This window comes from Pontibacter sp. GD7, from assembly GCF_058216375.1.
The window spans coordinates 1-26,384 of sequence record NZ_JBYZMP010000001.1; the positions used below are offsets into that span (position 1 = coordinate 1).

Annotated in this window: 19 protein-coding genes and 1 rRNA gene; 8 read left to right on the plus strand and 12 right to left on the minus strand. The window is 48.6% G+C overall.

All coding sequences use genetic code 11. From position 1 onward, the window contains the following. The 3 genes from AC4BAP_RS00005 to AC4BAP_RS00015 form a co-directional block, all read right to left on the minus strand. Positions 1-324 (minus strand): 16S ribosomal RNA (locus AC4BAP_RS00005); the annotation flags it as partial. 187 nt (positions 325-511) lie between these two features. Next, entirely contained in the window at positions 512-766 is a 255-nt protein-coding gene (locus AC4BAP_RS00010) for a hypothetical protein (protein ID WP_490580553.1), read from the minus strand. A gap of 320 nt (positions 767-1,086) precedes the next feature. Then, positions 1,087-2,346 carry an NAD(P)-dependent oxidoreductase gene (locus AC4BAP_RS00015; protein ID WP_490580554.1) on the minus strand — a complete coding sequence of 420 codons (1,260 nt, stop codon included), beginning with the start codon at positions 2,344-2,346 and terminating at the stop codon, positions 1,087-1,089. Positions 2,347-2,616: 270 nt separating this feature from the next. Here AC4BAP_RS00015 and gcvP point away from each other — a divergent pair, with 270 nt between their 5' ends. The 3 genes from gcvP (at position 2,617) to AC4BAP_RS00030 (ending at position 6,984) form a co-directional block, all read left to right on the plus strand. Further along, a complete protein-coding gene (gene gcvP, locus AC4BAP_RS00020; protein WP_490580555.1) occupies positions 2,617-5,535 on the plus strand; it encodes an aminomethyl-transferring glycine dehydrogenase in 2,919 nt (972 codons plus the stop codon). A 344-nt stretch (positions 5,536-5,879) separates the two neighbouring features. Then, positions 5,880-6,257, plus strand: coding sequence for a hypothetical protein (locus AC4BAP_RS00025; protein WP_490580556.1), 378 nt, complete (start codon positions 5,880-5,882; stop codon positions 6,255-6,257). 106 nt (positions 6,258-6,363) lie between these two features. Then, complete coding sequence (locus AC4BAP_RS00030) at positions 6,364-6,984, plus strand: DUF4136 domain-containing protein (RefSeq protein ID WP_490580557.1); 621 nt, start codon at positions 6,364-6,366, stop codon at positions 6,982-6,984. 6 nt (positions 6,985-6,990) lie between these two features. On the opposite strand, the gene AC4BAP_RS00035 is transcribed toward AC4BAP_RS00030, so the two are convergent. The 6 genes from AC4BAP_RS00035 to AC4BAP_RS00060 all read right to left on the minus strand — a co-directional run bounded on the left by AC4BAP_RS00035 (position 6,991) and on the right by AC4BAP_RS00060 (position 18,588). Next, complete coding sequence (locus AC4BAP_RS00035; RefSeq protein WP_490580558.1) at positions 6,991-9,261, minus strand: TonB-dependent receptor domain-containing protein; 2,271 nt, start codon at positions 9,259-9,261, stop codon at positions 6,991-6,993. 194 nt (positions 9,262-9,455) lie between these two features. Next, a complete protein-coding gene (locus AC4BAP_RS00040; RefSeq protein ID WP_490580559.1) occupies positions 9,456-11,432 on the minus strand; it encodes an OmpA family protein in 1,977 nt (658 codons plus the stop codon). A gap of 18 nt (positions 11,433-11,450) precedes the next feature. Beyond that, a complete protein-coding gene (locus tag AC4BAP_RS00045; RefSeq protein ID WP_490580560.1) occupies positions 11,451-12,386 on the minus strand; it encodes a PorP/SprF family type IX secretion system membrane protein in 936 nt (311 codons plus the stop codon). Positions 12,387-12,419: 33 nt separating this feature from the next. Continuing rightward, positions 12,420-16,403, minus strand: a complete 3,984-nt coding sequence (locus AC4BAP_RS00050; protein WP_490580561.1) for an ice-binding family protein — start codon at positions 16,401-16,403, stop codon at positions 12,420-12,422. Positions 16,404-16,823: 420 nt separating this feature from the next. After that, positions 16,824-17,726: a lipoyl synthase gene (gene lipA, locus AC4BAP_RS00055; protein ID WP_490581138.1), complete on the minus strand. Its 903-nt coding sequence runs from the start codon at positions 17,724-17,726 to the stop codon at positions 16,824-16,826. 130 nt (positions 17,727-17,856) lie between these two features. Further along, positions 17,857-18,588 carry a hypothetical protein gene (locus AC4BAP_RS00060; protein WP_490580562.1) on the minus strand — a complete coding sequence of 244 codons (732 nt, stop codon included), beginning with the start codon at positions 18,586-18,588 and terminating at the stop codon, positions 17,857-17,859. Between the two features lie 71 nt (positions 18,589-18,659). Here AC4BAP_RS00060 and AC4BAP_RS00065 point away from each other — a divergent pair, with 71 nt between their 5' ends. After that, positions 18,660-19,064: an OsmC family protein gene (locus tag AC4BAP_RS00065; RefSeq protein WP_490580563.1), complete on the plus strand. Its 405-nt coding sequence runs from the start codon at positions 18,660-18,662 to the stop codon at positions 19,062-19,064. A gap of 37 nt (positions 19,065-19,101) precedes the next feature. Here the strand turns inward: AC4BAP_RS00065 and ytxJ are convergent, their stop codons facing one another. From ytxJ to AC4BAP_RS00080, 3 genes are all read right to left on the minus strand, one after another. Continuing rightward, the gene (ytxJ, locus tag AC4BAP_RS00070; RefSeq protein ID WP_490580564.1) at positions 19,102-19,443 is read right to left on the minus strand and encodes a bacillithiol system redox-active protein YtxJ; all 342 of its coding nucleotides are present in this window, start codon (positions 19,441-19,443) and stop codon (positions 19,102-19,104) included. A 30-nt stretch (positions 19,444-19,473) separates the two neighbouring features. After that, positions 19,474-19,809 (minus strand): hypothetical protein, encoded by a 336-nt coding sequence (locus AC4BAP_RS00075; RefSeq protein WP_490580565.1) that lies wholly within the window; start codon positions 19,807-19,809, stop codon positions 19,474-19,476. 301 nt (positions 19,810-20,110) lie between these two features. After that, on the minus strand, positions 20,111-22,090 hold the full coding sequence (locus tag AC4BAP_RS00080) for an alpha-ketoacid dehydrogenase subunit alpha/beta (RefSeq protein WP_490580566.1): 1,980 nt from the start codon (positions 22,088-22,090) through the stop codon (positions 20,111-20,113). Between the two features lie 215 nt (positions 22,091-22,305). Between AC4BAP_RS00080 and AC4BAP_RS00085 the strand changes: the two genes are divergently transcribed. The 4 genes from AC4BAP_RS00085 to AC4BAP_RS00100 all read left to right on the plus strand — a co-directional run bounded on the left by AC4BAP_RS00085 (position 22,306) and on the right by AC4BAP_RS00100 (position 26,276). After that, a complete protein-coding gene (locus tag AC4BAP_RS00085; RefSeq protein WP_490580567.1) occupies positions 22,306-23,565 on the plus strand; it encodes a M16 family metallopeptidase in 1,260 nt (419 codons plus the stop codon). Between the two features lie 188 nt (positions 23,566-23,753). Beyond that, positions 23,754-24,203: a MarR family winged helix-turn-helix transcriptional regulator gene (locus AC4BAP_RS00090; RefSeq protein ID WP_490580568.1), complete on the plus strand. Its 450-nt coding sequence runs from the start codon at positions 23,754-23,756 to the stop codon at positions 24,201-24,203. 53 nt (positions 24,204-24,256) lie between these two features. Continuing rightward, the gene (locus tag AC4BAP_RS00095; RefSeq protein ID WP_490580569.1) at positions 24,257-25,075 is read left to right on the plus strand and encodes an aldo/keto reductase; all 819 of its coding nucleotides are present in this window, start codon (positions 24,257-24,259) and stop codon (positions 25,073-25,075) included. Positions 25,076-25,175: 100 nt separating this feature from the next. Next, a complete protein-coding gene (locus tag AC4BAP_RS00100; protein ID WP_490580570.1) occupies positions 25,176-26,276 on the plus strand; it encodes an alkene reductase in 1,101 nt (366 codons plus the stop codon). Positions 26,277-26,384 lie beyond the last annotated feature (108 nt).

Consider the following 26,384-nt stretch of genomic DNA (forward strand, 5'->3'; position numbering starts at 1 on the left):
TCTCAGTACCAGTGTGGGGGACCATCCTCTCAGAACCCCTAGCCATCGTCGCCATGGTGGGCCGTTACCCCGCCATCTAGCTAATGGCACGCATGCCCATCTTCCACCGCCTCAGCTTTGACAAAAAGGTGATGCCACCCCGTTGTGTCATGCGGTATTAATCCGGGTTTCCCCGGGCTATCCCCCTGTGGAAGGTAGGTTGCATACGCGTTACGCACCCGTGCGCCACTAGCCAAGGGACCGAAGCCCCTTGACCCGTTCGACTTGCATGTATTAGGCCTGCCGCTAGCGTTCATCCTGAGCCAGGATCAAACTCTCCATTGTAAAAGAATTTGCGAAGCAAAATGCTTCAATGTGTCTGTCAGACCCCGGCCTCTTGCTGCCCTCCCCCATAAAGAAGAGGGCGAATCAACTTTTCTTTTCTTGTGCTATCTGTCTCTTGCAATCTCTCAAAGAACTTGCCGAAGAGCTTCCCTCTTCGCCTGAGCGCCACCGTTGTGCGCTGTCTCTTTTATTTAACCCCGCTCGTTTGCGGGGTGCAAAGTTCGGAATCTTTTACTTGATATCCAAAACTTTTTTCAATCTTTTTTTTCACTCTCTCCAACCGGAACTTCCTTCCGGGGCGGGCTGCAAAGGTAGGAAACATTTTCCGTTTCGCAGCAACTTTTTTCAGTGTTTTTTTCGGAAAGCTTTTCTTCCCGATTTCCGCCCTCGGCCCTCTTTCGGAACCGGGATGCAAAGGTAAGAAGCGTTTCCCGATCCGCAAGCTTTTTTCGAAACTTTTTTTTCGGCCGTCCCAGCCTAAAAAACAGCCCTCATGGCCATGCGGCGGCGCTTTCCGGCCTCCCCTCTCATTCTCTCTTTCGCCCCGTCCCTGCCGAACCGGGATGCAAAGGTAAGAAGAGTTTCCGATGACGCAAGGGGTATGGAATAAAAACGCAACTAATAAACGTCAACTATCTGACAATTAAGCCAATTATTTTCATTGTTGTTTATGCACTTATCTTCTAGCCTTCGAATTTCAGTTTATTGGCCTTATACTTATCAGTTATTATCAATAATGCTCCCTATTTATCTTTAATAGCTTCATAGTATTCTTTGCCTCTCTTCATTAGTTACTGCACTGTCGGCCTTAGCCCCATCTGCATAATCCTGTAGGTAACTGTACCTTTCTGTAAGCTTGCCGGCTTTTGCTATAGTAGCTCTCTCCAGTATTCCTTCTTTGTCTCCATTAAAGAACTGTGGGAATACGTGATCTATTAAATGCCTACCGAATTCGCGTGAGGCATTTCTTGGAAGCTCACAAGGCAGGTTGTCTACAGCCATTATAGTTATATTCTCTTTTCGGCTATAAGGCGGCTCTATTTCTCCTGTTTCAGGGTTATAGTCGTAGGCTGGTTCCGGAATTGTTGTAGCACGCTTGGTTGTAGGTATAGATCCATCCACATCGCAGGTAATATCGGCTATGGTATCAATTTTAAAACCCGGCTGACGCGTTTCCTCTTCCGTAAAGAGCTTTGGCGCACGCGGGTCCCAGTATGCACAGGCCAACAACAGATCCGTTACTTTAGTAAATTTCCGGAAGGTACTCTTATATAAGTGTGGATTTGCGTAAAAATCCGGCGAGTCCCATACTTCTACGTCTGGCCGTGCATTATAATCGCCGGAGCGGAGTTGGGCATACACTGGCTCCGTGAACTGCTTATATAAATAGTCGAACACGCTAACCTTCCGGATACCCATTTTATCCAGCACCTCCATCGCGCCGCTTGCCACACGCCCGCCTCCGGTTATTGCTATTTTAATAGGCGGAAGCTTTACTTTAAAATACTCTTCCTGCATGTCTTCCTTTTCAAGACATTGGTATGCCGGCTTCAGATTAAACAGCCTGTGCTTTTTACCATAAGTCAATATACCATTATAAGCACCCACCACCCCAGCATAATAGCCAAATGCAACTAAGCGCTGCCCGTTGGCCGATGTCAGGGTTTCGTAATCTATTAAAGTGATGTTCTTTTCGAGTATGGCACGCAATAGTTTTGCGTTGTGGGGTTGCTTCTTTATAGTATGAGAAAAGAAGAAGTATGTCTTATCAGGAATAAGTTGATCAACGGGCACTTCCTTAACCCCCATCAGCACATCGCAGTCGCTTAGGTCTTGTTGCAAAGGAATACCCAGCTCTGTATACTCTTCATCAGTAAAGCAGCGGATATCACTAGGCTGCACCACTATCTCAAGTTCGGGAAACTCCTGAATAGCCTCCACGCATTTTTTAGGCGTTAAGGGCACACGTTTATCTACAGGTATCTTTCCTTCTTTTATGATTCCGATTCTAAGCTTGCTCATGGATGGGATACGCTTGAATTGTTAAGCTGATTTTTTTGTTAGGCTGAATAAACAAAAAGGGACATCTGTGGCTTTATATTATAGTTATCGGGCTTTCTCCTCTTACACCTATTATATATAAGTATAGATGATTAAGACCTAACTATTTGGCCTTGATGCTTCAATATAAGAAACATTTACTATTACTTTGCAGAAAATAAGAGGCAAAGCAGCGCTTCGCCAATCCATTGAGTAGCTAAACCCATTATTCCCAGTCTATAAATCATTGTTATGATATTTAAAACTAAACCTGCAGACGTGTTTAAGGAGCGCCACAACGGCCCTGACAAAGAGCAAATGCAGGATATGCTTAAAACCATCGGGGTAGACTCGCTGGACCAACTGATTGATGAGACCGTACCGGCCGCCATCCGACTGAAAAGACCACTTGACCTGCCAGCAGCCCTGACAGAGACTGAGTTCCTGAACCAGTTCTCCCAGATCGCGAAGCAGAACAAAGTATACAAGTCTTACATTGGCCTGGGCTACAACGATACCATACTTCCTCCGGTTATACTTCGCAATATTATGGAGAACCCGGGTTGGTATACCGCTTATACGCCTTATCAGGCTGAGATCGCGCAGGGCCGCCTAGAGGCACTGATCAATTACCAGACGATGGTGATGGACCTGACAGGTATGGAGATCGCCAACGCATCGTTGCTGGACGAAGGTACTGCTGCCGCTGAGGCCATGGGTATGTTCTATGCAAACCGTAAAGGCACTTGTAAGAACGCCAACCGTTTCTTTGTATCGGAGCAGGTGTTGCCACAGACGATCGATGTACTGGCATCGCGCGCTACACCAATCGGTATTGAGCTGGTAATCGGAGACCACCGTGAGGTTGATTTCTCTGACGATACATTGTTTGGTGCCCTGGTGCAGTACCCTGCCGCCGACGGTGCCATATTTGATTATACTGACTTTATAGCGAAGGCGCATGCGAACGAGGCTTTAGTAGCTGTTGCAGCTGATATCCTTTCGCTTACATTATTAACACCTCCAGGTGAGATGGGCGCTGACGCTGTAGTAGGTACTACGCAGCGCTTTGGTGTGCCAATGGGTTACGGTGGTCCGCACGCAGGTTACTTTGCTACAAAAGACGCCTTCAAGCGTGTGATCCCGGGTCGTATCATTGGTATTTCTGTGGATGCTGCCGGTAACAAAGCGTACCGCATGGCCCTGCAGACACGTGAGCAGCACATCCGCCGCGAGAAAGCAACTTCTAACATCTGTACGGCACAGGTACTGTTGGCTGTTATCGCAGGTATGTATGCCGTTTATCACGGCCCACGTCGCCTGAAGTATATCGGCCTTAACACACACGCCTTAGCGCAGCAGTTGGAGAACGGATTGAAAGCCCTGGGCTTTGAGCAGCAGAACGAGCAGTATTTCGATACGCTGAAGATCGCTGTTGAGAGTGCTGAGCTTGTAAATGCTATCCGTACAGAGGCTGAGGCGGCAGGTATCAACTTCCGTTACTTCGGAGAGAACAACATCGGTATTTCGCTTCACCAGAACACCAACCTGGCAGATGTGAAAGCTATACTTGCCGTGTTTGCGAAAGTGGCTGGCAAGTCTGCTGATGTGTTAAGTATAGATGCTTTACCAGAAGAGACTGAAATCACCTGGTCAGATAAGCTGATTCGTACAAGTGAGTACCTGACGCACGAAGTGTTTAACAAGCACCACTCTGAGCACGAGATCCTGCGCTACATGAAGCACCTGGAGAACAAGGATATTTCTCTGGTTCACTCGATGATCTCTTTGGGCTCTTGCACCATGAAGCTGAATGCAACTGCCGAGATGATCCCGGTTACATGGCCAGAGATCGGGCAGTTACACCCGTTTGCTCCGGCAGACCAGACAAAAGGTTATGCGCAGATCTTTAAAGACCTGGAAGCATGGCTTTGCGAGATCACCCGTTTCGATGCGGTATCGTTGCAGCCGAACTCTGGTGCTCAGGGCGAGTATGCCGGCCTGATGGTTATCCGTGCGTACCACGAGTCGCGTGGCGATCATCACCGTAACATTTCACTCATCCCATCTTCTGCACACGGCACTAACCCAGCCTCTGCTGTAATGGCCGGTATGAAAGTGGTGATCGTGAAGTGCGACGAGAAAGGTAACATTGACGTAGCTGACCTGCGCGCAAAAGCAGAGCAGTATAAGAATGAGCTGTCTTGCTTAATGGTGACCTACCCATCTACACACGGTGTTTATGAGGAGTCTATCATCGAGATCTGCCAGATCATACATGACAACGGTGGCCGTGTATACATGGACGGTGCCAACATGAACGCCCAGGTAGGTTTGACTTCTCCGGCGCACATTGGTGCCGACGTTTGCCACTTGAACCTGCACAAGACGTTCTGTATACCTCACGGTGGCGGTGGTCCTGGCATGGGCCCGATCGGTGTGGTAAAAGACCTGGCTCCGTTCCTGCCGGGCCACGCTGTGGTAGATCTGGGTCGTAAGGATGCCATTAATGCGGTTTCGGCAGCGCCTTGGGGTTCTGCTTCGATTCTGCCGATTTCTTATGCTTACATTGCCATGATGGGCGGCGAAGGTTTGACAGAAGCTACTAAGATTGCCATACTTAACGCCAATTATATCAAAGCTCGCCTGGAGCAGCACTACCCTGTACTTTACGTTGGCTCTAAGGGCCGTTGTGCGCACGAGATGATCCTGGATTGCCGTGAGTTCAAGAAGTATGGCGTAGAGGTAGAGGATATCGCGAAACGTTTAATGGACTATGGTTTCCATGCGCCAACTGTATCGTTCCCGGTTGCGGGTACGCTGATGGTAGAGCCAACCGAATCTGAAGCACAGGAAGAACTGGACAGATTCTGCGATGTGATGATCTCTATCCGTGAGGAGATACGTGAGATTGAAGCGGGCAAAGCTGACCAGAAAGACAACGTGCTAAAGAATGCGCCGCATACGCAACGCGTAGCGCTTGTTGAGAACTGGGAGAGACCTTACTCCCGTGAGAAGGCTGTGTTCCCGATGGCTTTCCTGCGCGATAACAAAGTATGGCCAACCGTTAGCCGCATCGACAGCGCCTACGGCGACCGTAACCTGGTTTGCTCTTGCGCACCGATCGAGGCATACAATGAGAATGAGAACGAGATGGTAGCTATCGGCTAATCCAGCTCCAACATTATATTTTAAGAAAGCCTGACCCATGTGGTCAGGCTTTTTTTTGCACATGTTGCCTGTTCTTACATTAATTCCTTATCACTCTAGCAATTATCTCAAAAAAACCAGCAAAAAAGTTTAAACAGTAAAAGTTATACTTTTATAGCATCTAAAATTGTTTAAACCCGTAACATAGCAAACACCACAAGATAAAATACCATTTACATATCAAACCATAGCATTTTCTAAAGTATACATTTAACAAAATATATAAAAAGGGCTATGTAAATATAATTTGGTTTTATACCTTTGTGCCGTCAAAACAAAAACCCTGAACAAAAACAATATTAGTTATGAAGAAAATGCTAACTGCGGTACTTACTCTGGTAATCCTACTAGTAATATCCTCGCAGGCATCGGCACAGGTTGCTGCTTTCAACAGCCTTTCACTTCATTTTTCTAATACTATCCTGACCACGGCCCAATACAATCAGGTGCTGGAAGGGAAAAATCCGAACAAACAGCTTGCAGAAGAGAGCAATGCACTTACCAAGCAGCACTTGACGGCACTACCTGCTACCGGCTACCTGTTCGGAGACAACACACAGGAAAACCCGGCGGACATACTGGCAGCCCCTGCCGTGGATGCCGAACCAATGACAGCGGCACTGGAAAACTGGATGAACAAAGAACTTGCCCTGCAACAACCCAAAAAACGCGGAAAGCAGTAACCACGGGTCTCTCCAGGCTATACTAAACATTCCCCAATACCCGTTGTTTAGCCGTAAACCCTTTGGTAGCGTATAGTTACCCAAAGAGCATTCTACAGCTAAACCAATGACGTCACTTTCAAAGATTGCCTTAATCGGTTTTAAAGCAACTGTTACACTTCTGGCTATACTTTTCTGCACAGCCTGTGCCCCAACCGTAGCTGTGCAGTCAACCTTTGATCCGTCTGCCAATTTTAAAGTATACCAGACCTTTGCCTGGCACCCCGCCGAAGTACCCGCCCCGAAACAAGGTAGCGGTGGCCTGCTGTACAGCACCCTGGTAGACCAACGCGTGAAAGAAGCCATTGCCAGTGAGCTTGTAAAAAACGGCATTACCCCGGATGTAAGCAACCCGGGTTTGATCGTAGCCTATGACATTGCCGTGACCGCTCCACAAGATCTTGCCGGCATCAACTTTGTAAATCCGAATTTTGGCTATGGATACAGCTATTGGTATGGTTACCGTTTCCGCTACAACGGCGATACGTTGCAGGAATTTAAAAACATTGCCCAGTTCAGGCCCGGCTCACTGGTGATAGACCTGATAGATGCGAATACGAACCGGGTTGTGTGGAGAGGTGCTCTGGATGCAGAATTAGACCCGGTAACGATAGACATTGACCGCATCAATAAATCGGTGGCGCGGGTAATGTCGCAGTTTCCGCCTGTACCGAGCACCTGGCGCTAAGCATACTTATAGTTTATACTTAAGGGTAAGTCCACCATAGTAGTTGCGGTTAGGTGCAGGCTGAAAGAAACGTCCCCCGAAAGCATTTAAGTCATTCCCCAAACTATACTTTTTGTCTGTAAGGTTATCCGCTCCGCCAAACACCTCCAATTCTATGTTTTTACCCAAGGAGCGCTTAATACCTGCCCTGGCCCCAAGTATAAAGTAGTTGTCTGCAAAAACGGTGTTTGCATCGTTTAGGGGTAGTTTACTTACATAATTAGAGGTAAGGTTTAAGTACAGGCCCATTTTAGTTACCGCATCAAGCCCAGCCGCCACAACATGCGGCGCCACGCCGGTTAACTTGTTCCCAGACAGGTCTTCTTCATTTTTCTGATAATCTTTGAACCTGAAATGGCTGTAAGTATAGCTGCTCCATACTTTAACCGAGCTTACTTGTTGTGTTGGCTGCTCTAGCAAAGTATAAGCCGTTTGTACCTCCAACCCTTTCTGGCTGGTGGCCCCCACATTCCCAAAAACCGCCACACTCGACACATCCTGCCTGCTCACGATGGTTTCCTTTAAACGGAAGTAAAAACCCACCACGTCAAAGCTTAGTTTTCCGGCAAAGCCCCTGATTCCGGCCTCATAGTTAGTGCCTTTTTCAGCCTCTAGATCATTGTTTAAGGCACCATCAGATGTCAGAATCTCCTCTTCGGTAGGAGGAGAGAAGCCTGAGCTTAAACTTGCGTGTGCAGAAACCCGGTTTGAGAGTTGTTTTAGCAACGAGAGCCTGGGAGATAGCACAGCCTCAAAATTTCTGTTAAACCTGTAATCACCGCTGCTTACCTGCTGCAGACGAACAATTTTATACTTTGTATCATTCAGGCTAAGGGCAGCTGTGGCAATTATATCGGCAGGCAGCTCCAGTACTGCCTGGGCAAAGGCAAACCCGGTTGTGGCCGTTACTTCGTCATCGGTGCGTAAATTACCGGGCACGCCACCAATATTATCATAAGTGCGGGCCGCCTCAAAGCCCCTCTGAAACTCTGCGCCTAAGGTAAAACTTGAGCCTATACTTCCGATACGAGTGGTATAAGTAAAGCTGCTACGCCCCCCGATCTCCTGGTTTGTGTTGCGTTCATAATCGGTGTTAAATGGGTTATCCTTGAACTTGTGCAGTCCATACACGGCTGTGGTATTGCGTAGCTTTTCATTGAACCTGTATTCCTGCTTCAGGCCAATGTTTATTCCTTCCAGATCGATGAAGGCGTTTTGTCTAACACTACCAAACTGTCCACCACGGGCCTGCCTGGGGTTCTGGTTGTACTGTTCCAGCGTGAGTCCGCCGGGTAACTCATAGTATAGATCTGTGTAAAGAAGGTTTGCGTTGATCGTTCGTTTCGTAGAAGGCCTGAATTCAGATGAGACCAGCAACACATCGCGGTCCATAGCCGAATGTTCCCGGTATCCGTCATACTTCTGCCTGGTGTACTGCACTAGTAAACTGCTGTTCTCTGCGCCTATACTTGCTGTTGCGTTATACTTCCGGAAACCATACGAGCCTGTAATAGTGCCTACCTGCAAAGACCTTTCGCCGGGGGCGGCCCTGCGTGGCTCCAGCAAAACTGTTCCTCCTGTACCCGCCCCATAAATGCTGCCTGCAGGTCCTTTCAGTATCTCGATGCTGCCGATGTTGGCCGCATCCAAGAGGTTAAGTGCAGTGGTGCCGTTGGCCTCGGTAAACGGAATGCCGTCAAAGTATACTTTCACGTTACGGATGCCATACGGTGAACGCAAGGTGCTCCCCCTGACAGACAGCCTGTAACTTGCAGGTGCCCTTTCTTCCATGCGCACGCCGGGTACGGTGTTTACTGCCCTTACCACCGAGCTTTCGTCGAAGCGTGTTATACTTTCCCTGTCCACGATGCTGATGGCCCCGGCAGTTTGCAGCAGCGGCCTGTTGGTTTCGTAGCCTGTTATAGTCACCTCCTGTAGCTTTGCGGCATCAGGCATTAGCAACACCTTCAGTTCCCGTTCATCAAGCGGTAATTCTATACTTTGCGACTTGTAGCCGATCAAATTAAAAACAATCAGGTTGGCAGCAGGTGATATTGCCAAGCTGAATGCACCATCTGATGAAGTATAAGCCTGCTCACCGGTGTTGGCTGTGATAGTCACACCCTCCAGAGGCAAGGCCGTTTCAGCATCAAGCACAAGGCCTCTAAGTATATTTTGGGCACAGACCAACTGTGGCAGCAGTAAAAAGAGGGTAAAGGTCAGTAGTTTTAGCTTCATGGTAAGGGTGGTATTGCTTACAGAAAACGTACCTGGCGGCCTATTGTTCACACAAACGTTCCTGCTTGTTTTACCAATTCATGGTTGTGTGCAGCAGCAAGTATACGTTGCTAAGGGTATAAAAGAAAAAAAGCTCCGACAGAACCTGCGGAGCCTTTCCAAACTATGAAAGCTAATGAGAATCTTTATATCAATTATTTGATAATCCTGAATTCAGTTCGGCGGTTTAGCTGGTGCTCTTCTTCTGAACACTCTACGCCATCGGCGCAGCCATTAACCAACCTCGATTTGCCGTAGCCTTTGGCCTTAAGCCTGTTTCTGTCTATCCCCTGCGATACCAGGTAGTCCACGGCTGCTTTTGCCCTGCGCTCCGATAACGCTATGTTATACTGTACGCTTTCGCGGCTATCGGTGTGTGAGCTCATCTCTATCTTCACCTTAGGGTTATTCTTGAGCACCGTTACCAGCTTATCCAGCTCAGTGGCGGCATCCTGCCTGATATCCCATTTATCCAGATCGTAGTAGATGTTTTCCAGTACAATAGCCCTGTCAAGCTCATTTTTATCGAACAGCATTGCTATTTGCACCGTGTCTCCGGCGGTGGCCGGTATTTGGGCCGATACCTTTTGCGTCAGGTATCCGTCCTTGGTGCCCAGCAGCGTGAACTCATCGCCACGGCGGGCATCCATAAAATACTGCCCCCTCTCATTTGTGATAACCACAGCCGAATCGTTTAGGTTCTTTTGGGCCACCACTATTTTTGCATTCGGCAGCGGAACCTCCATATTTCGCTTCTGGTCGTTTTGTTTACGCTCCAGCGAGATAAGCTTTATCACAACAGGCCGCTTCAGCATTTTAAAGGAATAAATATCCTCGGTGCCATTCTCAGAGTCGCGGTTGGAGGAGAAAAGGCCCTCTTCGCCGGCTTTGGTAAACATAATGCCGTAGTCGTTCTTCGATGAGTTTATAGGCGCACCCACATTCCTTACTTTTACCCAGTTGCCGTGAGCTCCCTCTGCCTCAAACACATCCAGGCCACCAAAGCCCATGTGCCCGTCTGATGAAAAGTATAGCCTGCCTTCTGCATCTACATACGGGAAGCTTTCGCGGGCAGGGGTATTGATGGTTGGCCCGGCATTTACCGGTTTTCCCCAGCTGCCATCGGCCTGCTTTACGCTGTAAAAGATGTCAGTATCCCCTAAAGTGCCTTCCATATCGGAGGCAAAGTATAGCACCTTACCATCCGGTGAAATGGCCGGGTGGCCCACTGAATACTCTTCTACCTTATTATATGCAAAAGGTTTAATATTTGTCCAGGTATTGCCCTGTTTTTCAGCGGTGAATATCTCCAGGCGGTTCACAAACTCCTTTACTTCAGGTTCTTTCACCCAACTGGTAGGATCAGGATTGCCTGGCTTACGCTTGGGCACCATGTGTGTTCTGGTAAAGTATAAAGTCTTGCCGTCTTCTGTGGCAGAGGCGGTGGCGTTATGGTAATCCGTGTTTATCACCTCTTCGAGGGCTTTTGGAGAGCCCCAGTTACCGGCCTCGTCCTGCTGTGCTGTAAACAACTGCAGGTATGGACGGCCTGTCCAGCCATATACATCGGCTTTTTTGCTATTCTGCAACCCTCGGTCAGAGGTGAAGATGATCTGCTTGCCATACTGCATAGGGCTAAACTCAGAGAAGCCAGGCATGTTTATACTTTCTACAGGTTCCACAGTGGCTGCTGCAGGTTTGCTGGCCCATACCATGGCTCTGTCGCAGGCGGCGATCAGTTCCTGTGCCTTTTCATTTTTTTCTGGCATTGCCTTAGCCCAAAGGTCATAGTTGTTTTTGGCCTCTTCGTACTTGCCGTTGCTGCGCAGCGCCTCCGCATAATAGTATAAACTCATGGCGTCGTGGCCTTCCTGCTGCACTACTTTGGCATACCATTCTTCAGCTTTCTGGTTCTGGCGTGTTAGCCGGAAGGCATCTGCAATGCGCTGCATGGTTGCCAGGTTCGGTTCTTTTTTCTGGATGGCCAGTTGGTAATTATCCAGGGCAAGGGCAAACTCATAGTTCTCGTACTGCTTGTTCGCCTTCTTCAGCTCTGTTTGCGCCTGGGCATTTACGCTCAGGCCCATCATGGCCGCTATTACAAAGTATAAGGGTGTAGATTTATAGTTCATCGTATATAGGGCTTATGATTAAAAATACTGCGGCGTGATAATTCTTGTGTCCTGCTTTTTGAAGAAGTAATAGCCAACAGAGATCTCGTGCGTGTTAAACCCGTTCAGGTCATTCAGCATTTTGTCGTAGGCATATCCCAGGCGCAGCGATCTGTGTATTTGCAGCTCTGCGATCAGGGCCACCGCTGTGCGCTTATTGGCATACTCCAGATCAGACTTGTTATTGAAGATGTTTATGCTGGTGCGGTACGAGCTGCCCAGCCAAAGCTTGTTACCTAGTAAGATAAAGGCATTAAAGTCTACGTTGGCAGGTGCTTTAAAGTCTTCTTTTACCAGTACGCTAGGCTTTACCTTTACAAAGCTGCCCAGGTCAAATACATAGCCAGTGGTAAAGTAGTAGTGGCGCTCCGGCTCTATGTACTGCATATCCTTAAACTGCAACAGGTCCGAGGCAGAAAGGCCCGCATAGAAACGCTCTGTGTGAAAGTAGGCTCCAACTTTTACGTCAGGCTTTATACTTGTCTCTTTCCCAGACGGTATGGTAGGGTCATCGTCTATGCCTAAAGCGGTGCCATCCAGTGTGTGCTGTACAAGGCCAGGGGCAAGGCCCAGGCTAAAGATGCCTTTCTCGCTTACCTGCAGCTTTACTGCCAGGTTTGCATAAGCCGAAAGCTGCGACTGCGCACCGATCTTGTCCCGGGTCAGGCCAAGGCCTATGCCCAGCCTGTTATTGGCCGCAATGCCATCCACAGCCAGCGACTGTGTGGCTGGTGCCCCCTCAATGCCCGTCCACTGCGAGCGGTGGAACGCGTTGAGGTTAAGCACGCCTTTGCTGCCCGTGTAGGCCGGGTTAATGTTCATGCTGTTAAAGATGTACTGCGAGTACTGTGGGTTTTGCTGGGCACTAGCTCCATAGGCAAGCAGTAGGGCCAGCAGGGTGTAAAATAATCTCATTGTCTTTTCTTTATCTGTTTGATAAGAATACTGTTAGCGGAATATGGTCACGTACCCGGTAAATACTTTGTCTGCTCCGTCGCACATGGTCACGCTTACTCTGTAGAAGTAGGTGCCGGCCTCCAGTTTATTACCGTTCCAGTCGTTCTGATAATTGTCCTTTTTGTATACTTCTGAACCCCAGCGGTTGAAGATCACCACCTGATTCTTAGGGTATTTCAGCAGGTTCTCAATTACCCAGGTGTCGTTTTTGCCATCGCCGTTCGGGCTAAAGGCTTTCGGGAAGTTTAGGTCGCCCTGTATCTTGGTCTTGTCGATTGGCAGGCTGGCGGCAGGCCCCGAGCAGGTGCCGTTGTTTGCCATCACACTTACCTGGCCAAAGGCATTCGGGTCATCCATTTTCACCTTGATGGTGGTGGTACCCTGGCCTGACACGATGGTGAATCCAGCCGGTACAGTCCAGGTATAGTCTGTGGCGCCTGCTACACCGTCTATGGCATACTCAAGGCCTCCACACAGGATGCTCTGGTCTTTGATAGCCACTGGTGCGGTTGGCGGTGCCGTTACGTTTACCGTAAGCTTGCTGGCTGCGCTGGTGCCGCAATCATTTGTGGCTGTTACGCTTACCTCACCTCCGTTTGTACCTGCGTTCACCGTAATGCTTATGGTACCCTGGCCACTTACGATCGTCCAGCCTTCCGGCACAGTCCAGTTATACTTGTCGCCACCTGTTAACACTGCAATGCTGTAAGTCAGGTTCTGAGTGTTGGTACAGGTTGCGTTTGGTCCTTCTATTGCGCCTGGCGCTGCCGGAACAGGTGCCGGCGCTACGTCAAGTTTTGCAGTTGCACCCTGGCCACAGGCATTTGTACCAGCTACTGTTATCTGTCCGGAACCGTTGCCTACCGTTACTTCAATGGTGCTGCTGCCCTGGCCGCTGTTAATTGTCCATCCTGCTGGCACTGTCCAGGTATAACCTGTTGCGCCTGCTACGCCATCCACGCTGTAGGTCAGGGTAGAACCCAGGCAGGAGCCGTGGCTGCCGTTGATGGTTAATGGAGCTTGCGGCACGTTGTTTACAGTTGTAGTATAAACGCTGGCTTCGCTTGCGCCACACTCGTTCTCAGCTGTTACAGTCACATCGCCTGAGTTGGTGCCGGCCTTTACCTTGATGGTAGTAGTGCCCTGACCACTCTCGATCACCCAGCCCTGCGGCACAGACCAGGTATAGCCAGTGGCTCCGTTCACAGGATCTATGGTATAAGTCAGGTCGCCGGTGTTTCCGCATGAAGCAGATGGGCCAGAGATGGCACCAGGCTTAGTTGGTGGTGTTTTAATTGTTACAGCTTTGGTTGCCGCAGAGCTTGTACCGCAGGCATTAGAAGCTGTTACCGAAACATTGCCTGCATTGCTACCTACGGTTACCGTGATCGTGCCCGTACCTTGCCCGCTTACGATCGTCCATCCTTCCGGCACAGTCCAGTTGTACTCAGATGCACCTGCTACGCCACTTACAGTATAAGTTTGTGTTGAGCCGAGACATACATTGGCTCCGCCAGTTATACTTGCCGGTGCATCCGGGGTTTTACTTACAGTTAGCGGCATGGTGGCTGGCGAACTGGTTCCGCACTCGTTTTCAGCTGTTACCGTAATGTTGCCACCCGCTGTGCCTGCCGTTACTGTTATACTTGTAGTGCCCTGTCCGCTAACGATAGTCCAGCCTTCCGGCACGTTCCAGTTATACTTTGTTGCTCCATTAACCGGGTCAATGGTATATGTAAATCCGCTCTGTCCGGCGCAGGCGCTGCCGCCTCCGCTTATAGCCGTAGGGGCAACCGGCTTGTCTTTTACATTAACTGCAAGGCTTGTGCTGGCACTCTCACCACATTCATTCTTAGCAGCTACCCCAATCGTTCCTCCTGCAGTTCCGGCCGTTACCTTGATCGTGGTAGTTCCGCCGCCGCTCACAATTACCCATCCTGCAGGCACTGTCCAGTTATACGTTGTGGCACCGCTAACTTCTGGTATTGTGTAACTAACCTCAGAGCCTACGCATACTTCCTGGTCGCCTGTTATAGCTGTTGGAGCAACCGGTGGCACTTTGGTTGTTATAGTTATGGTAGTTGCCTCGCTGGTAAAGCATTGGTTGCTTGTTTTCACGGATAATGTACCGCCATTGGCACCAATGTTCACCGTTACGGTCTTGCCATTCTGGCCACCAACTATCTGCACATCACCTGTAGATGCCCACTCATAGGAGTCTCCTGTGCCCTCTGCTGTGTATGTTACGCCGTTGGTATTGGCGCACACACTTGCACTGCCTGCAATGGTTGGCGCTGATGGTGTGGCAGTTACCACAACCTCTTTCTCTGCTGTGTAGGTCTTTCCGCACTGGTCAGTTACACTGGCAATCACTTTGCCCGAAGCAGTTCCTATATTAACCGTAATGGAGTTTCCGGATCTGGATACTTCTGTTAAACCACCTGTCAGCTCAAAGTTGTAGGTAGCCCCCAGGATTGAGGTAACAGTATAAGTCACATTGGCTGTTTCAGCACACTGCGCTGCGCCGCCGTCTATAGCCAGGGTTGGCACCGGGCATGTCACCTCAATCGGCTCCGGATCGATGTTGTTGCCTGGGTTCGGGTCCGGAGTGGTGGTGCCCACGCTTGCCGTGTTCAGAATCTCTCCGGCTTTTAATATTTTAGCTACAATGGTCAGCGTGGCTTTCTCGTCTTTTGCCAGTGTGCCAACAGTATACTTGCCAGTTACCGGGTCGTAGGCTCCTTTGCTTACAGTATAGCTTAGCAGTTCCAGAGAGTTTGGCAGCATTTCGTCTACTACCACATTCTCGGCTGCATAAGGGCCGTTGTTGGTTGTTACAATAGTATAAGTTACAGTTCCGCCCACCACATAAGGTGCGCCGCTGGCTGTTTTTACAATACTCAGGTCTGCTGAGATAACAGGAACTATGATCGGGTCTTCGCCTTCGTTGTTTCCTGGCTTAGGGTCGGGGTTGTTGGCTCCCACTTTAACCTTGTTCACGATCTCGCCTGGGGCCAGAATCTTGAAGGTTATTTTAAGCACCGCCGACTCGTTTATGCCCAGTTCGCTTATCACCCACTCATGTCTTACAGGGTCGTAGCTGCCGGCAGTGGCACTCTCAACGCGTACAAATTCCAGCTCAGAAGGTATGATTTCGCTTACAACCACATTGGTTGCGGCTCCAGGGCCGGCATTTTGCACAGTGATAGTATAAGTTACCTCATCGCCAACTTTATACTCTTTCTCTGCTGCAACTTTGCCTATGCTCAGGTCAGCAATGATAATGTTCGGAAGGAAAATATTGTTTGTGTTCAGGCTGACACCGCCTTTCAGAGAAATGGCCCTGCCTATCAGGTTCACGCCAGTGTCCAGAAAGATATTTCCTTCTGAAATGATGGTGCCCTGAAAGCTGGTAGACACGCCAAGGTTCACGTTGCCTTTAACAATCCAGAAGATGTTTTTGGGCTGTGCACCGTTCTGCAGCAAAAGACCTGTACCAGGAGCCGGCGGATTTGGTGCCGGCGTGGTCAGGTCGCCATCAATTATGAAGATAAACTTAGAGTTGACATCTCCGTTGCCATCTAAAACAATGATACCATCCAGGTTTACGTTACCGCTGCTGCGGTACACACCCGGCATGGTGCCATTTGCTTTAAGGCCAGCATCTGTAAAAGGCACAGATGGCGCGTTGCGCCAATATGTGTAAACGGCCTGGGCGTCTTGCAAGGCATCTGTTGCCAATTGCACACCCAGGTGTCTGGTACCTTTAACAAGTAGCTCGCCATCGTCTGTGAAAACACCTGTTGGCGCCATACCCACGTCTCCTGTAACGCCGGTGGTACCTGTGTTGCTCACATAGCCTGAACCTAAAACTGCAAAAGTGTTAGATTTTCCGAGGCTTGGTTCTGATTGCGCTCTGCTAAGGGTGGTGCTGCCAATCAGAAAAAGGGTTAGTAGCAGTAAAATTCTATTCATATAGCTTAAGTAAAATAAAATATAGCATATGTCTAATATATATAGATTCGACTATAGTTATTGAACATTTCCATTTACTTAAATCACATGAATTAGTTATACCAAATTCAAAAAATCATATAAGTATTTATTTAATTAGCCAAATATATTTGATTATTAATATTTGCAACAACCACCCATTAAAACATTATTTTATAACTACAATTTACAACATGTGCAATTTTTTATTTATTAGAGTATATAAAGCTTGTAAAGAGCCTTTGATTAAGCGCTAAAACAAGGCGTTTTTCCATGTTTTAACGTCAATCACTGAGACAGCGAGGCCAACCCAACAGGAAACTCCGGCAAAATAGTACAATTACAAAAAAAGAGCCCCGCTGCAGTGATACAGCGGGGCTCCCTTATCTTTCTAAAGCACAATTATACGTGCACGTGTCTTTCGGCGTGGTAAGATGAACGCACCAGCGGACCCGATTCCACATACTTAAGTCCTCGCTTCAATCCCTCTTCTCGGTAGTGATCGAATAGGTCCGGGTGTATAAACTCTGCCACCTCCAAGTGCATTTTGGTTGGCTGCAGGTACTGCCCTAAAGTCAGGATGTCGCAGCCATGCGCAGCGAGGTCGTCCATTGCCTGGTATACTTGCTCACGGGTTTCGCCCAATCCTAGCATGATGCCGGTTTTGGTTCGCTTGCCATACTCCTTAGTGCGCTTTATTTGCTCCAGGCTGCGGTCATACTTAGCCTGTGGGCGCACCTGTCGGTACAGCTCTTTTACAGTTTCCATATTATGCGAAACTACCTCCTGCCCCGGCGATATCATCGTGATCAGGGCATCCCAGTTTGCCTTAACGTCAGGTATAAGGGTTTCGATGGTAGTAGCCGGGGAGAGCTCTTTTACCATACGTACGGTCTCATGCCAGATAGCAGCGCCACGGTCCTTCAGTTCGTCGCGGTTTACAGAGGTAATCACAGCGTGCTTAACGCCCATTAGTTGTATGGCTTCTGCCACACGGCGCGGCTCGTCCTCGTCGTACTCGTTAGGGCGGCCTGTTGCCACGGCACAAAAAGAGCAGCTGCGCGTGCACACATTGCCCAGTATCATAAATGTAGCGGTACCTGCCCCCCAGCACTCACCCATGTTCGGGCAATTGCCGCTTTCGCAAATGGTGTGCAGCTTATACTCGTCTACTATACTTCTAACTTTAGCATACTCCTTCCCGACCGGCAGCTTTACACGCAGCCAGTTGGGCTTACGCGGTTTACCTAAAGCATTCAGCCCCTCGGGTGTCGCGTTGGGCTGTATAACCGGAAGTGTAATCAAATCGTCCATGGCGCAAAGATAGGAAGTTATGCTTTAAGAGTTTAGCCATTGGCCAAGATTTGTGCAGCCACTGAGCGCGGCGACACCCTTCCATAACAGGACGTGAACAGGATTTGTTCGTGAAGGGAGCTTATTTTCGGCGTCCGTAGTACAGGTTAAGATAGACAGAGGTAAACAGTTGCTCATTGTCTGCCTGCGGGATGATCACCATTTCTTTGGGGAAGGCCTCAACCATAAAACCAACCTCGATACCGGCAATACTTTCACGGTAACGCCCATACTCAAAGCTAAGGCCTCCTTTTACATGGGCGCCTATGTTAATGTTAGTTTCGCCCAGGCCCTGAAAAACGGACGCATTTCCTAAAACATTCTCCAGGCTACGGTGCTTTTGCGGGTCGTATTGCTCGGTGCGGATGTCCTGTGAGGTAGGCCCGCCATAGTTGTAACGGATGTAATAAGGCACTAATAAGCCAAGCGACGGCCCTCCGCCGACAATGGCATTTACCTGTACCCCAGACTCTGCGGCCTTTCTGAACAGCACAAACTCGCGCCCGTATTGTGGCCTCACAGAGAAGAAGTAGTTCTGTTTGCCGGCGATAAACTGGTCTCCGGTTGCACTGAAAAGTGGATTTTCTTTGGGGTGCTTTACTTCAACTATCTCGAGGGCACCGAACTGGTACATACGATTGTTCATGAAATAGGCCGACCTGGCAAAAACACCGCCGATCAACCCGCCATTGGAGTTAATGTTAACGCCGTAGCTCAGTTCATTCTGAAAGCTTTCGTCTTCTTCGGTTTGTGCGGATGCTGAGAACGTCAGCCCAAAAACAAGTACCAGTGTAAGTGCAAGATATCTTACCACCCGATTAATAATTTATAGTTAGATAAAAGTAACTAAATTTACGCGGTATTCAAAACTATAGTTCACACCCCATGACAACCATCAAAAGCTCATATAAAGGCGATCTGCGCACCTGCGCAACGCACGTTGCCTCCGCCAACACTATCATTACCGATGCACCCGTAGACAACAACGGAAAAGGAGAGGCATTTTCGCCAACCGACCTTGTATGTGCTGCGCTGGGCAGTTGTATGATGACCATTATGGGCATTGCAGCCAACCGCTGCGGTATCAACATTGAAGGCATGGAGATTGAAACCAAAAAAATAATGGCCGCAGAACCACGCCGGATCGCTGAGATAGTGCTTGATTTCAAAATGCCCTCAAACGGCTATTCTGATAAAGACAAGGCCATACTTGAGAATGCGGCCCGTACCTGCCCGGTGGCCCTGAGCCTGCACCCGGACATTAAGCAAACGATCAGCTTTACGTACTAGTATAACTATAACAGCGGCATAGCAAAAAGGATAAAAGCTATGCCGTTATTTTTTTCTTCAGGGCATCCACGCTTATACTTAGGTGCGAGGCATCGTACGTGCACACGCCATCCTGCACAAGCAGCAATTGTGGCGACTCGTGTCTTACATGCAACAGGTCCGCTATTTCATTTGAAACCGGTCTGTAGCTAAGCAGATCCAGGTAGTAGGGTTTTACGTGATCCAGGCCAGCCCCTTGCCACTGGCGCTCTAAACGACTTTTGGCTGTAGAGCTGATCGAGCAGGCAGTACTATGCTTAAAAATAACAACAGGAGTTCCTTTAGACTCCTGCAGCACTTCATCCAGTTGTTCTACGCTGGTTAGCGGATGCCAATTCATATATTACTGTATCTTATTATTTATACTTGCTTAATTGCTTCGCTTTTTCTTCTTTTTTTTGCCAAACAGGCCTTTCTTTTTCACAGGCTCTCCGGCTTCGTTAAACTGAAACTGAGCCCGTTCGTCGCGTTTGGCACGCTTGCGCCCAGACTCGCCTATTTTAAAAGTATAGGAATTAATGTTGAGATGCGTGTTTTTATACTGCGCTTCTGTTTCGCCGGCCTCTTTTATAAACTTTTTGCGTTGCTGCTTATGGTCGTCGTGCGACTTCTGGTCTATCTGGGCAACAGCGGGTGCTGCCGTAAGCAGAAGCACAATTACAGTGCAGGCTAACAGGTTGGCAACTTTTACAAAAACAGGTTTCACATCACACATCATCATCCCGCTGTTTAGTGTTTATACTGTTTTAAAGCAGGCTGGTTTTATTTGTTAAAAAGGCCTTTCTTCTTCTGTACTCTGCCATTTTTATCCATTGGCACTTTTACTCCTTCCATACTTTGGCTGTTGGGTCCCTTTATTTTGATAATACTGCTTTTGCCGGGAGGCTTGGGGCAACGCAAAATACCTTTGTGCTGGCAGCTACCCAAAAGCATGGTCATACTTAAGAGGCAAAGCAAAAGGAAGCGCACAGATTTTAGCGGATTTGGCATAACAGATGATTAAGTTTCTAATAGGAAAGCATTGCTTCCACTTTTTCGCGCAGGCGCTGCTTTGGTAAAAACTCCTGCTCCAGAGGCGGCGCAAACGGCACGGCAGTATCAAGGCTGGCCACGCGTGCCACTGGGGCATCCAGCAGCTCAAAACAGTTTTCACCAATCCAGGCGGCAATCTCACCACCAATACCACCTGTCAGTGTGTCTTCGTGAAGTATAAGTACCCTGCCTGTTTTTTCTACAGCAGCACGCACAGCTTCTTTATCCCAAGGCAATAGTGTACGCAGGTCCAGTATCTCCAGGCTGGCATCTGCAAGCTCCTGCTGCAACTGCTTGGCCCAGTGCACTCCCATTCCGTACGTAATGATGGTCAGGTCTGTTCCTTCGGACACAGTTCTGGCCTTTCCAATTTCTACGGTATAGTAATCGTCAGGTATCTCCTGGGAAATAGAACGGTACAACAGCTTGTGCTCAAAATACATGACAGGATTAGGGTCTTCTAAGGCAGCGTTTAGCAAGCCTTTGGCATCGTATGGCGATGATGGGTACACTACTTTAAGACCAGGCGTATGGAAGAACCAGGCCTCGTTGCTCTGCGAATGGAAAGGGCCTGCCGCGGTACCAGCACCTGTAGGCATACGCACCACCACATCGGCATGCTGCCCCCAGCGGTAATGGCTCTTGGCCAGGTTATTCACGATCTGGCTAAAGCCTGCGCTCACAAAATCGGCAAACTGCATCTCCACCATACTTTTCTGGCCACGCACCGACATACCCAGGCCAATGCCAAGTATAGCCGATTCGCACAGCGGAGTATTACGCACACGGTCTTTCCCGAATTTATCTACAAAGCCTTCTGTGATCTTGAACACACCGCCATACTCTGCAATATCCTGCCCCATCAGCACCAGTTCCGGAAAACGCTCCATACTTTGGCGCAGGCCATCCGAAATCGCATCTACAAACCGTCGTTCTGTTTTCGCATCCGAGGCAGGCTTGATAACTTCCTGATCAAACGGCTTGTACATATCGTCCAGTTCTTCCTGACGATTGGCTACCGGCATTGGCGTGGCAAAAGCAGTCTGCAGGCCTTGTTCGATCTCGGCCTTTAACTCTTCTTTTATACTTTCCATCGCCTTTTGCGTCAGCACCAGTTCGTCCAGCAGGTAGCGCTCAAAATTTTCTACAGGGTCTTTTTTAGCCCATTTCTCGAACAGCTCCTGTGGCACATACTTGGTACCACTGGCCTCTTCGTGACCGCGCATTCTAAAAGTGATCGCCTCTATCAGCATAGGGCGCGGGTTCTTGCGTATACTTGCCGCAGCCTGCCGCACCGTGTCGTATACTTCTAAAACATTATTACCGTCTACCTGCAGCGCATCAATGCCATAGGCTGGGCCCTTGTCTATAAAATGATTGAACTTGAACTGCTCACTATTCGGTGTAGACAAACCGTACCCGTTATTCTCGATCATAAAAATAACCGGCAGCTCCCATACAGCGGCCACGTTCAAGGCCTCATGAAAATCACCTTCCGATGCTCCACCGTCACCGCTAAACACCAGTGTTACCTTTTCTTTCTTTTCCAGCAAATCCGCAAGGGCGATACCGTCTGCCACGGCTAACTGAGGCCCCAGGTGTGAAATCATGCCCACAATATGGTGTTCGTTTGAGCCAAAGTGGAATGAACGGTCGCGGCCTTTAGTAAAGCCTGTCATCTTGCCCTGAAACTGAGCGAACAACCTGTCCAGTGGCATTTCGCGGCTGGTAAAAACCCCCAGGTTACGGTGCAGCGGCAGAATGTACTCATCCTTATCCAGCGCCAGTGCAGAACCCACAGAGATTGCCTCCTGCCCGATACCCGAGAACCATTTGCTTATTTTCCCCTGCCGCAGCAGCACAAGCATGCGTTCTTCTATCATGCGGGGCTTAAGTATGGCTTTGTATAAGTTTAAAAGTTCGTCGTCGGAGTATTCTTTGCGATTGTAATTCATCTTGAAAAAGGAAAACCTCGTTATAGTTGGGCAAGTTACTATATTAGGCATAGCAACAAAAGTTGCTGCTAATTTATACTTTTGTTCTTACAATAGATACAAGATGTAAGACGCAGGACGCAAGACTTTGCCTCTGCACGAATTAACAGATTGCTTTGTAGTATAACAAATAAAAAGTCTAACGTCTTGTATCTTACATCTAACGTCTCAAAAATATGATACACTTTAAAGAGTTCACTTTAGATAATGGCTTGCGCGTGATCGTGCATGAGGATCATACTTCGCCGATGGCGGTTTTGAATGTGCTGTACGATGTAGGCTCCAGGGACGAGGACGAGGCACACACGGGATTTGCCCATCTGTTTGAGCACCTGATGTTTAGCGGATCCATTAACATCCACAGCTACGACGAACCTTTGCAGCGTGTAGGCGGAGAGAATAATGCTTTCACCAGTCCCGACATTACTAACTACTATTTGTCAGTGCCGGCTCAGAACATTGAAACAGGTTTCTGGCTGGAGTCGGACCGCATGATGGAGCTGCTCTTTAACGAGCATGGCCTAGAGGTGCAGCGCAAGGTGGTGGTAGAGGAGTTTAAGCAGAACTACCTAAACCAGCCTTATGGCGACGTGTGGTTGAAACTGCGTCCACTGGCTTACCAGGAGCACCCTTACAAATGGGCCACGATTGGTAAAGAGATCGCGCACATCGAGGATGCTACCATGGATATCGTGAAGGCTTTCTTCAAGAAGCACTACTCACCGAGCAATGCCATACTTGTGGTAGCCGGCAATGTTACTTTTGATAAAGCCAGGGAGCTTACCGAGAAATGGTTTGGCCCTATACCTGCCGGCCAGAAGTATGAGCGTAACATAAAGCCAGAGCCAAAGCAAACGGAGCCGCGCGTGCTGGAGGCAACCGCCGATGTGCCGCTAAGCGCCATCTACAAGGCCTACCACATGCCGCACCGCACTCACCCAGACTATTATGCCATCGACCTGATCAGCGACATACTTGGCCGTGGCAAATCGAGCAGGCTATACGACAAGTTGGTAAAAGAGCAGAAGCTGTTTAACTCTATTGCAGCGTCGGTTACAGGCTCTATTGAAGAAGGTCTACTGATCATACAGGGCAAACTAAACGAAGGCGTTAACATAGAGGAAGCCAATGCTGCCATCGAGGCTATTAACCAGGAGCTGATGGATACTTTGGTGGATGAGCATGAGTTGAACAAGGTGAAGAACCAGGCTGAAACCAGCTTAGTGTTTTCTGAGATAGAGCTGCTGAACCGCGCTATGAACCTGGCTTATGGTAAACTGCTGGGTGATGCTAATTTCGTAAACACCGAAGGCGAAAAGATACAAGCCGTAACCCCAGCCGATATCCAGCGCTGCGCCAAAGAGGTACTAAACCCGAATAACTGCTCTACTTTGCTGTACAAGGCGGAGAAGAAGCAGGAGGTGGTGGAAGCTTAAAATAGACACAAGACGTAAGACATAAGACACAGGACATCGTGTTATGTGAATCATGTTTAGTTTTTCGTTTAATCCGAAAGTCTTGCGTCTTGTGTCTAACATCTTGTGTCTTTCCAAACCTTTCCCGTCCCACATTTGTATATACAAACAATAGCTTATAACTTTGCACAGCAATCGCAAAAAGCACCATGCGCATAGAGGACGAAATACATCAGAAGGACTTTAAAGACGATTACCGTCGTTTGCTGGTAAACCTATTGTTTACGAACAACTGGGTTAACCAACAGGTGATGCCGTTTTTTAAGCAACTGGGTTTAACGTTGCAGCAGCATAACGTGCTGGGTATACTTCGGGGGCAGCACCCCGAGCCGGTTTGCTTTGGCGATATCCAGAACCGCATGGTGGACCGCAACTCCAATGTAACACGCCTGATCGATAAGCTGATTGAGAAAGGCTACGTTACCCGTGATATTTGCGCTGCCAACCGGCGCATGATTGAGGTGCGCATAACCGAGAAAGGACTTAAAAAGCTGGAGCAGGTGGATGAGAAGTTTCCGGAGCTTTTTAAACAATTCCATAACCTTTCGAAGGAGGAGGCTGTTGTAGCTAGTAACCTGTTAGACAAGCTTAGAGGATAGGCTATTTTTTTAGCCAAATATTTGTATATACAAGTAATGTACAAACCTAATTTATGAAGGAAGTAAAAATAAAAGGAGCAACAATACCAGCTTTAGGCCTGGGCACTTTTCAACTGGATGATGACAAGGCTTTTGAGATTACGAAAGCAGCCTTGGCAGAAGGCTACCGCCATATTGATACGGCCCAAATCTACAGAAACGAGGACGGTGTTGGCAGAGCCATTCAAGCGTCAGATGTAGCACGCGAAGATGTTTTCCTTACCACCAAAGTATGGCGTGAGAGCCTGGCTAAGAAGGATTTTCTGCCATCGGTGGAGCAAAGCCTTAAAAAGCTGAAGACAGATTACGTGGACCTGCTGCTGATCCATTGGCCAAATGCCAGTGTACCTGTAGCTGAGTATATGGAGGAGTTGATGAAGGCGCATGAGAAAGGCTACACAAAGTATATCGGAGTGAGCAACCATACTACTAAACTACTGGATGAGGTATTAGCTACAGGTGCAGACATCATTACAAATCAGGTAGAGTATCACCCGCTCATCAACCAGGAGAAGCTATATACTTACCTGCAGGAGCATACCCTGACACTTACTGCCTACAGCCCTATCGCACAAGGCAAAGTAATGGGCAACCCTACCTTAAAAAGTATAGCCGGAAAGTATGGCAAAAACGAAGTGCAGGTATCGCTGCGCTGGTTGATGCAGCAGGACAGTGTGCTGGCTATTCCGAGAACATCAAAAACCAGCCACCTGAAATCCAACATCGATGTATTTGACTTCGAGTTGACGCAGGAGGAGATAAACCAGATAGACCAGCTGAAGAAGGATAACATCCGCGTTGTCAACCCTTCTTTCGCCCCAGACTGGGATTAAAATCAATTTTGAATGAGTGTGTGAGTGAATGAGTGAATTTGGAAAACTGAATCACACTCCGCTCAACAATTCAACAATCAACAATTTAACAATCCAAACTATGTCTCAACCACTTTTAAAACCTATAAAACTACACGACCTGGAACTGAGAAACCGGGTAATTATGGCACCCATGACGCGCAGTCGTGCCGACAATGCAGAGAATGCTCCGAACGACATGATGGTAACGTATTACACGCAACGCGCCGGGGCAGGATTGATCATAACAGAAGGCTCACAGATTTCGAAGCAGGCTGTAGGCTACATTAACACTCCCGGTATTTACACAGAGAAGCAGGTGCAGGGCTGGAAGAAAATAACGGATGCCGTTCACGAAGAGGGTGGCAAAATATTCATTCAACTATGGCATGTTGGCCGCATGTCGCACCCCGACTTCCATAACGGAGAATTGCCTGTGGCGCCGTCGGCTATTAATCCGGAGTCGAAGTCTTTTACACCAGAAGGATTCAAAGATACAGCTACACCGCGTGCCTTAACCATAGAAGATATCCAGCAGATCGTGCAGGATTATAAAGCAGCCGCAGCTAACGCAATGGAAGCCGGTTTTGATGGGGTGGAAATACATGCCTCTAACGGTTACCTTCTGCACCAGTTCTTCGCCTCAACTTCCAATATCCGCACCGATGCGTACGGTGGGTCAAAAGAGAACCGCGCGCGTATACTTTTCGAAGTGATCGATGCCATAAAAGAAGTAATGCCGGTAGAGCGCATAGGCGTAAGGCTTAACCCAAGCCTGCACGGCACTTTCGGGATGACGCTGAACGAAGACACGATCCCAACTTTTGACTACATCATCGAGAACCTAAACAAGTATAAGCTGTCTTATCTGCACTTAACGGAGGCGTCGCCGTCCAACTACGATGTGCCGCATATTGAAAAACACATTTCTAAACGCTATCGCCCAATCTACAAAGGCAACCTGATCATTAACGGAGGCTTTACACAAGAGAGCGGCAATAAAGTGATAGAGGAGGGCAATGCCGACATGGTGGCTTACGGCGTACCGTTTATCTCAAACCCTGACCTGCCGGAGCGTTTCGCGCAAGATGCCGAGCTGCAGGAAGCAGATAGCAAAACATTTTACGTTCCTGGTGCCAAAGGCTATATCGATTATCCTTCGCTTGCGGAGGTAGAGGCCTAAGCCTGAGGCGCTTTTATATATAACCGCAAAGCCAGCTGCAACAGTAGCTGGCTTTTGCTTTTATACTTGCTTTGTTCCACTAAATTCAAAAAATGGTATCTATACTGG

Excerpts from the sequence above, each read along its gene's own strand:
- AC4BAP_RS00035 (WP_490580558.1), bottom strand. The coding sequence starts at position 9,261 with ATGAAGCTAAAACTACTGACCTTTACCCTCTTTTTACTGCTGCCACAG.
- ytxJ (WP_490580564.1), bottom strand. The coding sequence starts at position 19,443 with ATGAATTGGCATCCGCTAACCAGCGTAGAACAACTGGATGAAGTGCTG.
- AC4BAP_RS00040 (WP_490580559.1), bottom strand. The coding sequence starts at position 11,432 with ATGAACTATAAATCTACACCCTTATACTTTGTAATAGCGGCCATGATG.
- AC4BAP_RS00095 (WP_490580569.1), top strand. The coding sequence starts at position 24,257 with ATGAAGGAAGTAAAAATAAAAGGAGCAACAATACCAGCTTTAGGCCTG.
- AC4BAP_RS00045 (WP_490580560.1), bottom strand. The coding sequence starts at position 12,386 with ATGAGATTATTTTACACCCTGCTGGCCCTACTGCTTGCCTATGGAGCT.
- AC4BAP_RS00030 (WP_490580557.1), top strand. The coding sequence starts at position 6,364 with ATGACGTCACTTTCAAAGATTGCCTTAATCGGTTTTAAAGCAACTGTT.
- AC4BAP_RS00065 (WP_490580563.1), top strand. The coding sequence starts at position 18,660 with ATGACAACCATCAAAAGCTCATATAAAGGCGATCTGCGCACCTGCGCA.
- AC4BAP_RS00025 (WP_490580556.1), top strand. The coding sequence starts at position 5,880 with ATGAAGAAAATGCTAACTGCGGTACTTACTCTGGTAATCCTACTAGTA.
- AC4BAP_RS00080 (WP_490580566.1), bottom strand. The coding sequence starts at position 22,090 with ATGAATTACAATCGCAAAGAATACTCCGACGACGAACTTTTAAACTTA.
- AC4BAP_RS00050 (WP_490580561.1), bottom strand. The coding sequence starts at position 16,403 with ATGAATAGAATTTTACTGCTACTAACCCTTTTTCTGATTGGCAGCACC.
- gcvP (WP_490580555.1), top strand. The coding sequence starts at position 2,617 with ATGATATTTAAAACTAAACCTGCAGACGTGTTTAAGGAGCGCCACAAC.
- AC4BAP_RS00100 (WP_490580570.1), top strand. The coding sequence starts at position 25,176 with ATGTCTCAACCACTTTTAAAACCTATAAAACTACACGACCTGGAACTG.
- AC4BAP_RS00090 (WP_490580568.1), top strand. The coding sequence starts at position 23,754 with ATGCGCATAGAGGACGAAATACATCAGAAGGACTTTAAAGACGATTAC.
- AC4BAP_RS00015 (WP_490580554.1), bottom strand. The coding sequence starts at position 2,346 with ATGAGCAAGCTTAGAATCGGAATCATAAAAGAAGGAAAGATACCTGTA.
- AC4BAP_RS00085 (WP_490580567.1), top strand. The coding sequence starts at position 22,306 with ATGATACACTTTAAAGAGTTCACTTTAGATAATGGCTTGCGCGTGATC.